The 236-nt window shown below is 45.3% G+C and carries 1 protein-coding gene; it reads left to right on the plus strand.

Annotated elements, in window-relative coordinates:
• A partial coding sequence (locus tag ACTHS4_RS12600; RefSeq protein ID WP_440366057.1) for a squalene/phytoene synthase family protein occupies nt 1–236 on the plus strand: 236 nt, incomplete at both ends.

The following is a 236-nucleotide window of genomic DNA, read 5'->3' on the forward strand; positions in this document are numbered from 1 at the left end:
GTTATGGTAGTTTTGATGAATTAAAGCTGTATTGCCACCGTGTTGCAGGGGTGGTGGGTTGTCTTATTGCGCGGATTTTAGGTTTTTCGAATCCCCAAACTTTGGAATATGCGGACAAAATGGGCTTGGCTTTGCAGTTGACGAACATTATTCGCGATGTGGGTGAAGATGCGCGACAGGGAAGAATTTATTTGCCGATAGAGGAAATGCAGAAGTTTGATGTGCCTGCCAACGTC

Origin of the sequence: Neisseria sp. P0014.S009 (assembly GCF_051958155.1) — a bacterium.
Lineage (GTDB): Bacteria > Pseudomonadota > Gammaproteobacteria > Burkholderiales > Neisseriaceae > Neisseria > Neisseria flavescens_C.